This window comes from Ectorhizobium quercum (assembly GCF_026552795.1).
Lineage (GTDB): Bacteria > Pseudomonadota > Alphaproteobacteria > Rhizobiales > Rhizobiaceae > Ectorhizobium > Ectorhizobium quercum.
The window spans coordinates 78,646-85,504 of the sequence record NZ_JANFPI010000012.1; the positions used below are offsets into that span (position 1 = coordinate 78,646).

Annotated in this window: 8 protein-coding genes; all 8 read right to left on the bottom strand. The window is 59.0% G+C overall.

Annotated features, from left to right (window positions below; all coding sequences use genetic code 11):
- Window positions 1–27: 27 nt before the first annotated feature.
- Complete coding sequence (locus NOF55_RS22640) at window positions 28–522, bottom strand: T6SS immunity protein Tdi1 domain-containing protein (RefSeq protein WP_306413406.1); 495 nt, start codon at window positions 520–522, stop codon at window positions 28–30.
- A gap of 44 nt (window positions 523–566) precedes the next feature.
- Window positions 567–1,565: a hypothetical protein gene (locus tag NOF55_RS22645; RefSeq protein ID WP_306413407.1), complete on the bottom strand. Its 999-nt coding sequence runs from the start codon at window positions 1,563–1,565 to the stop codon at window positions 567–569.
- A gap of 163 nt (window positions 1,566–1,728) precedes the next feature.
- Entirely contained in the window at window positions 1,729–2,391 is a 663-nt protein-coding gene (locus NOF55_RS22650; RefSeq protein ID WP_306413408.1) for a GAD-like domain-containing protein, read from the bottom strand.
- Between the two features lie 221 nt (window positions 2,392–2,612).
- A complete protein-coding gene (locus NOF55_RS22655; RefSeq protein WP_306413409.1) occupies window positions 2,613–3,479 on the bottom strand; it encodes an ankyrin repeat domain-containing protein in 867 nt (288 codons plus the stop codon).
- A 36-nt stretch (window positions 3,480–3,515) separates the two neighbouring features.
- Entirely contained in the window at window positions 3,516–3,983 is a 468-nt protein-coding gene (locus tag NOF55_RS22660; RefSeq protein WP_306413410.1) for a Tle-like phospholipase domain-containing protein, read from the bottom strand.
- Window positions 3,984–4,149: 166 nt separating this feature from the next.
- The gene (locus NOF55_RS22665; RefSeq protein ID WP_306413411.1) at window positions 4,150–4,569 is read right to left on the bottom strand and encodes a type II toxin-antitoxin system VapC family toxin; all 420 of its coding nucleotides are present in this window, start codon (window positions 4,567–4,569) and stop codon (window positions 4,150–4,152) included.
- Window positions 4,566–4,811 carry a FitA-like ribbon-helix-helix domain-containing protein gene (locus NOF55_RS22670; RefSeq protein WP_306413416.1) on the bottom strand — a complete coding sequence of 82 codons (246 nt, stop codon included), beginning with the start codon at window positions 4,809–4,811 and terminating at the stop codon, window positions 4,566–4,568. Before NOF55_RS22670 ends, NOF55_RS22665 begins: the two co-directional genes overlap by 4 nt.
- A gap of 1,139 nt (window positions 4,812–5,950) precedes the next feature.
- The coding region (locus NOF55_RS22675; protein WP_306413412.1) for an electron transfer flavoprotein subunit alpha/FixB family protein at window positions 5,951–6,859 on the bottom strand (909 nt) is incomplete at its 5' end.

Consider the following 6,859-nt stretch of genomic DNA (forward strand, 5'->3'; position numbering starts at 1 on the left):
AGCCCATCATCCGCTCGTGCGTATCCGTTATCGTCCTTGCAGGAGCCCCTCGACATCCGCTCCAGAGAACGGAATCCTTGGCAGGGACAACTGCCTCAATATCCTCAAGTGCGGCTCCAACTTGACCTTTCTCAGGTTCTCAAGAACAAGACGACCGCCGGCGACAAGTGGCGGCTCGAAACCATAAATCTCGTCGCTCGCTAGTGGCCCAAGCTCCCGCAGCGCACGCTGGAAAAGCGGGCGCTTGCCTTCATCCTTCAGGTCTCCATCAGCAGCATCGCGGGCACTGAAGAATGTTCTCACTTCAAAATCACGGTCGTCGGCCTCTTTGGCCTTCGGCTCCGGATTCACCGTCCAGAACAAGCCCTTGGCGTAGCTACTCCAACCTTCGGCCTGCCAGTAAGCGAGAAGCTGATCGGGCAGCTTTCCTTTCCCTGCTTCGATGGCATCGGCAGGCACGGAAACACTCGCATCCGCCTCGCCGACCTCATCAATGAAAACTTCGAAATCCTCGTCTCTCACATCAACTCCCAAGCAAGCGCGGCTTTACGCGAAGCAGGCTCCTTTCATTGACCCATCACACGTCTTGTATCGGGATCAATGTTTCCTGGATGCTCGAATGTTTCCCAATCACTGCCGTCGAAACGCAGGATTTTCTTCGCGGAAAGAAGCCACAGAACGCCATCCTTTGCTTCAAGTTCGACAACTACCTCAGTGAATGGCACACCATCAATGACAATCGGCTCCAATTTTCCGTCGACATACTTGAAAACTCCCGCCTCGCCGCCAAAGTAGGGTACTCCCTGAAATACCGTCACCGCATAAAGATCGGTTTTCAGCGTCTTTCTCGTCACGACCGTCGGCTTCGTCCCCACCTTCCCTGTCAAGACCGTCCCCTGACTTCCGGCAATCCAGAGAGTTCCGTCCGACTCAACCTGCACTCGGTTCAGTTGAGAGCCCGTCAGCTTTTCTTCCACTCGCCACTGTTTACGATCAAAATAGGCGATGAAGCCGTCGGAGCCAACCGTGACAATCGTTCCATCGTTTGCCACTCCAACATCGTTGAGTAGGAGAAGCGTGCTGGGACCAACCTCGCCAGAGTCGGAAACTCTTGCAGCGAGATCTTGATCGATACGAGTCCATGCACCTTGCTCTTTCCAGTAAATCCTTCCGGCGTCACCGCATACGAGCAAGGCTCCGTCGACGCATCTGATCTGGGTCAGGTACTCAAGTTCGGAGTCGTCATCAGAAAGCGAAGCCAGTAAGTTCTCCGTCGAGGACCCGCTCCTGCTATAGGTCTCGACATATCCGTCCTCGGTCAGGGCATGCACTATCCGCTCCGCGCCCTGCACTGGCGGCCGATAGCAAACAGAGACCACGTTCCAGTCCGGCAGTTCGTGATAGAACCACTTTTTCTCCGTCTGATGCTGATAAAAGTACATGACCGAGTAGGGCGTGTCCTCCGCCTCTCTCCAGGCGTCCGGAGAACTGGCCACGTAATACATATCGCGGTTGATCGCACATCCGGCAGTAAAGGTGACGGACAAGATTGCTTCTTTAGCCATAGTTATTCGCCTTTTAAAAATCTCCTGGGCCAGTTTCTCCACCCAATTCCCCATAACTACTGAGGGGAACTCGCCGGGCCAATGTTCCTCTCTCGTCGGCTCGCACGATGAAATCCGGCCCCGCAAGCGCGGCTATGATGACATCAGGCGGTCAATATCGATATCACGGCATCAGGCGGTCGATATCGACGTCCGAGAACGGAACTTTAGGAGGAGCGAGCTGACGCAAAATCATCAAATGCTGGTGAAGCTTGACCTTCTGCAAATTCTCCAAGGCCATTTTCCCGCCAAACACGATGGCGGGCTCAAAACTAAAGATCTCATCGGCATCCAAGGGACCGAACTTCTCGACCGCTCTCCTAAACATCGGCTCCCCATCCTCATCCTCGATATCAAAAGACGATTGCATAGCTGCACCGAAGAACGCAGAAACACTTCCATTTACGCTATCTTCGCTTTGCGGCTTAACATCGTTCGCAAGCGCAATAATGGCATGAACGGGGCAAGAAATCGTAAGGCTAGCACCAGTCCGGATGCCGCACGCATATAATTTCCCAAAAGCGGAGCGCGCGAAGACATGGTAATCGTCTAATGCTTCAAATACCGTTCCTTTTAGCCACGTGGCGATCAAGTCCTGGTACTCTTGCGGATTGACGGTCGCCAACAACCCTTCCGCGTAAGAGCACCACCCCTCATCCTTCCAATAAGTCAAAAGTTGTTCGGGAAGGCGACCGCGCCACCGATCAATCACATCCTCCGGAACAGCAAAAGAGTGGCTAGCTTCACCGAATTCCTCGATAAACACCTCGAAGTCTTCATCTCTCATGTGGCCTCCGGAGGCCATGGTTTCAGTTCGACGTTCATTCTCTCATTACCTCTGCCGTTCTCAACCCAGAATGACCGGTCGATCGTGGGGTCGTAGGCGTAGTATTTTTTGATATCGATTTCGAGCGCCATACAAAGCCTACCGTGGCCTGGGTGTCGCGACGAAGGGAGCGGGGAAGAAGATAGAGCGGAAGGAGCAAGAGCGGGCGAAGTGGCTGGTGGCTACTCGGCCACCTCCAAGCCCTGGGCTTTGCGCTGCGCGCGGACCGCTTCGGGCGCCTCCGGCGGCCACGTGACGCCACGCGAAACCATCAGGTCGCGCAAGCGCTCGAAGTCGGCGCGAAGCTTGTTGGTGGCCTCGTCCTGGTTGCTTACCGGCGGCGGCGTCTTGTCGCGCTCCGTCGGCTTACCTGAGCCATCGAGGCTAATGTCGGTAACGGGGGCGGCCGATGCACCTGGCTGCAGACGTGCCAGCGTCTGATGCACTGCCCAGGCCGTAGACGACCCATTGGTCAACACGTTGTCGACTCTGGAGCCGTGTTCCACCAAATAAATGGCAATTTCGGGATGCATGGAGTCCACGGCCTCATCCAACGCAATGCCGCCGATGCTGTCGTGCAGATTGACGTCGGCGCCGCGTTCCACCAGCAGTTTGACGCGGTCCAGCGCATCGGAGCCAAGCATGGCCCACTGCAGCAGGTTCGTACCGTCGGCGTTCTGGTAGTCCGGCGAGAGTCCACCATCGAGCATGGCTTGCAGATAGCGGGGATCGCGATGGACGAGCGCAGCATGCAGCGGCGTGCCCAGCCCCTTCACCATATGCTCATCGAGCTTCGATCCCAGCGCCGTCAGGGCTTTGACCGCATCGAAGTTCTCCTTGAACATCGCATACCACAACAGTGTGACCTGCTTACGGCCTGGCTGATCGATCGGCAAACCGCCTTCGATCATGACGCGCACTCGGGCAATGTCGCCGGCATCAATGGCCTGAGCGGCTTCGCGTGCGGTTCCGTCGAAGTATGTGGCCGGGGTTTCTCGTTTCATGTCACATCCTGAAAGGCCGGTGCATGCCAGCACCAGAATCAGCAAGAATTTCTTCGTCAATTCGCAGCGCATCACCACAACCTACCACCCTCCCGACGCACCGCCCGACCAGCTGCCAGAAGCCCCTCCGCCCTGTCCAAGAGCGGAACGGATCGTGGCCTGGTCTTCCTGCTTTTGCTGTTCGATGCCGTGGCGGCTGATGCGGTTGATCCCATGACCTGGCAGCTGGTGAGGCGTGCCAACCGCGTCGGGCATCGCCCCTCCCAGCAAGGATTGCAATGGACCGCCGTCCCAAAATCCACCTTCCTGCACATGAGTCAATACCTCGCCTTCGACCCGGTATGCGTCGATGGCCGAGTTCGTCAGGGTGCCTCCATAGCGGCTGACAGTGTTGGGATGCAGTCCTGCCGCGTTGAAAGTAGTGGCAGCAATGCCACTGCTTCCCGCCGGCTGGCTGGTGGTACTGAGGTCGTCGACCACCGGATACGGCACGGGCGGCGTGCTGCTGCCCATCGGCGTCTTACAGACGTCCGGGCTCGCGCTGACCACCTTCCAGCCGTTCTCCTTGCGCGCGATCAGGTTGGCGACCCAGCCGATAGGCTCAGTGTCTGGTGTGTATGCGTGTGTGTGGCCATCATCATCTCTCCCAACCCGGAAATTTGATCAGCGGACGCGGGAAGCGCATCCGCTCACGTCCTCGCAGCCACCTCAGAAATTACAGGTTCCAAGGGTCGATCAGATCGATGCCGCAGTCCGAGAAGTCCTTCACGTTGCGCGTCGCAAGGCCTGCACCTCTGGACCTGGCAATCGCCGCGATCATCGCATCCAACTGGCTGATCGGCTTGCCGGCCGCCCGGCGCGTTGCCGCGATCTGCGCATACGCATCAGCCGCGTCGTCATCGAAGGGCAGCACTTGTCCGGCCAGATCCGTTCCGAAGATTGCACCGATCGCTTGCAGCAAAGCGACCTTGCGCTGCCCCTCTGGCAACAGTCGCGCGCCGTAAAGCAGTTCCGCGCGTGTCACGCTGCTGGTGAAGACCGCTGCGCGAGGCTGTGCCTCAAGCCAGTCCAATACCTTGATTTCTGGCACCGGCCGCAGCGTTTCCGACAGGATGTTCGTATCGAGAATGATCATGCCAGGTCCGGCGGCGTGCGGATAGGCTCGCGTGGCGGCAGCTCCAGGTCGGCTCCGCCCAACGGGGCCACCCGCGCGCGGATCGCTTCGACCAGCGAGTTCCCGCGCGTCCCTTCGGTGGACAACGCCGAACGCAAGATATCCCGGGCTTCATCTTCCATCGAGCGACCGTGTTGAGCGGCACGCACGCGCAGGCGCGTCTTCAGCGCGTCGTCCAGGTTTCGGATGGTCATCGTTGTCATACCCATGACGGCCTCCTGTTAGTCAGTGACTGCATATTAGTCAATGACTAATACACGTCAAGTCCAACGGTCATCAGAAGTCCCGCGTCTTCACCTTGATCGTGTCGATATGCAGGTCGCGGACATACATGTCGCGCGTGCGCAGTCCCTTCGGCAGCAATCGGCGGCAATATCGCACGCTAGAGGGCATTCGGCGGTGTTTGGCGGGCCGTGCGGAATAGCGATGAGAACTAATATCTGCTCCATTGCCTTCTATACCCCTCCTAAATAGGCACGTCCGCTTCGCGCCTTCATTTCTGTCGGTGGGGCTGTCTTTGTACTCTCCCGAAAGCCGCCGTTTCGATTAAGATCATTGCGATGGCGGTGAAGGGTCGGTAGAAGTCCGTCTGTTTCCACACTCACAGACTGGGAGGCGGTCGCTCACCGGCTCACGCCGTGCTGGCCGGAGGCCCGGAGCGCAGCCAACGGCAGCTATCGAAGCGCCTCTGGCAGTCGGTAGAGCAGCCGGCGCGCATCGGGCCATCCCATCTCCACGAATAGCTCGAGAATTTCGACAAGCTTCAAGCGGCGCGCTAGGTCCTCGAAAATCGCACGATGGTCTGCGACCATACCGCCAACAATAACCACGAAGCGCGCCGCCCCCAGAGATTCCATCTGAAATCGGGCACAAACGTCCGCAATGACGTCGGGAGTTGAAAGGCAGGATTGTGTGGGACACAGCACAGCCTGTCCCCTTTTGAGAGCCGAGACTTGCAAGCAGTTGATTGCAGCTTAGTTCGCATTGGGCCATTGTTAGACGAAAGCAGCATGTCGTACCCGAGGGGCGCTGCGGTGAAAAGCTATGAGCAAGCGATCATCCTGTGAGGGCTGACATTCAGCCCAGGCACGGCAATTGCTCAATCCGATCATAGATATAAAAGGGTTCAAGCCCGGTAGATCGTTTCAAGAGGCTCGGGATCGCAGGTAATTACATCCTCCGTTGAAGGGATTGGCGCAGTGGGATTCCGGGCTTCCATGATGACGAGCGCACTTGCCACAGCCAGTGCTCTTTCCATCATCTTCCCTGCGTTACTCGCCGCGGGCATGACGATGGAAAGCGCCGGGTTCGGGCTGTTCCCAACTCATGAAGTGTGAAGTGGCTACAGCGCCTTTTCGAGTTCGGGCAGGGCTTCGAAGATGTCTGCGACGAGGCCGTAGTCGGCGACCTGGAAGATGGGGGCCTCCTCGTCCTTGTTGATGGCGACGATGACCTTCGAATCCTTCATGCCGGCCAGATGCTGGATCGCGCCCGAGATGCCGGCGGCGATGTAAAGCTCCGGCGCCACCACCTTGCCGGTCTGGCCGACCTGCCAGTCGTTCGGAGCATAGCCGGCATCGACCGCCGCGCGCGATGCGCCGACGGCGGCGCCCAGCTTGTCGGCCACCGGCAGGATCACCTCGTTGAACTTCTCCGCAGACCCCAGCGCCCGGCCGCCCGAGATGATGATCCGCGCAGCCGTCAGCTCCGGACGTTCCGATGCCGCGATCTCTTCCGAGACGAAGCGCGAGGTGCCCTTGTCGCCGGTGGACGCCACGGCCTCGATGGCCGCCGAGCCGCCTTCGGGCGCCACGGCGAAGGAGGCGGTGCGAACGGTGATCACCTTCTTCGCGTCGGTCGACTGAACCGTCTGGATGGCGTTGCCGGCATAGATCGGCCGCTTGAACGTGTCGGCGGAGACGACTTCGACGATTTCCGAAACCTGCATCACGTCGAGAAGGGCGGCGACCCGCGGCAGCGCGCTCTTGGCGATGGAGGTCGCCGCTCCGAGGATGACGTCATAGGACGGGGCCAGCGAGACGATCAGCTCGGAAAGCGGCTCCGGCAGGCCGTTGGCGTAAGCGGCATCGTCGGCCAGAAGCACCCTGGAAACGCCGGAAAGCTTCGCGGCGGCTTCGGCGACGGCCTGCGCACCGGAGCCGGCGACCAGCACATGCACCTCGCCGCCGAGCTGCGAGGCCGCCGTCAGCGCCTTGGCGGTCTGTTCGGAAAGGGCTGCATTGTCGTGTTC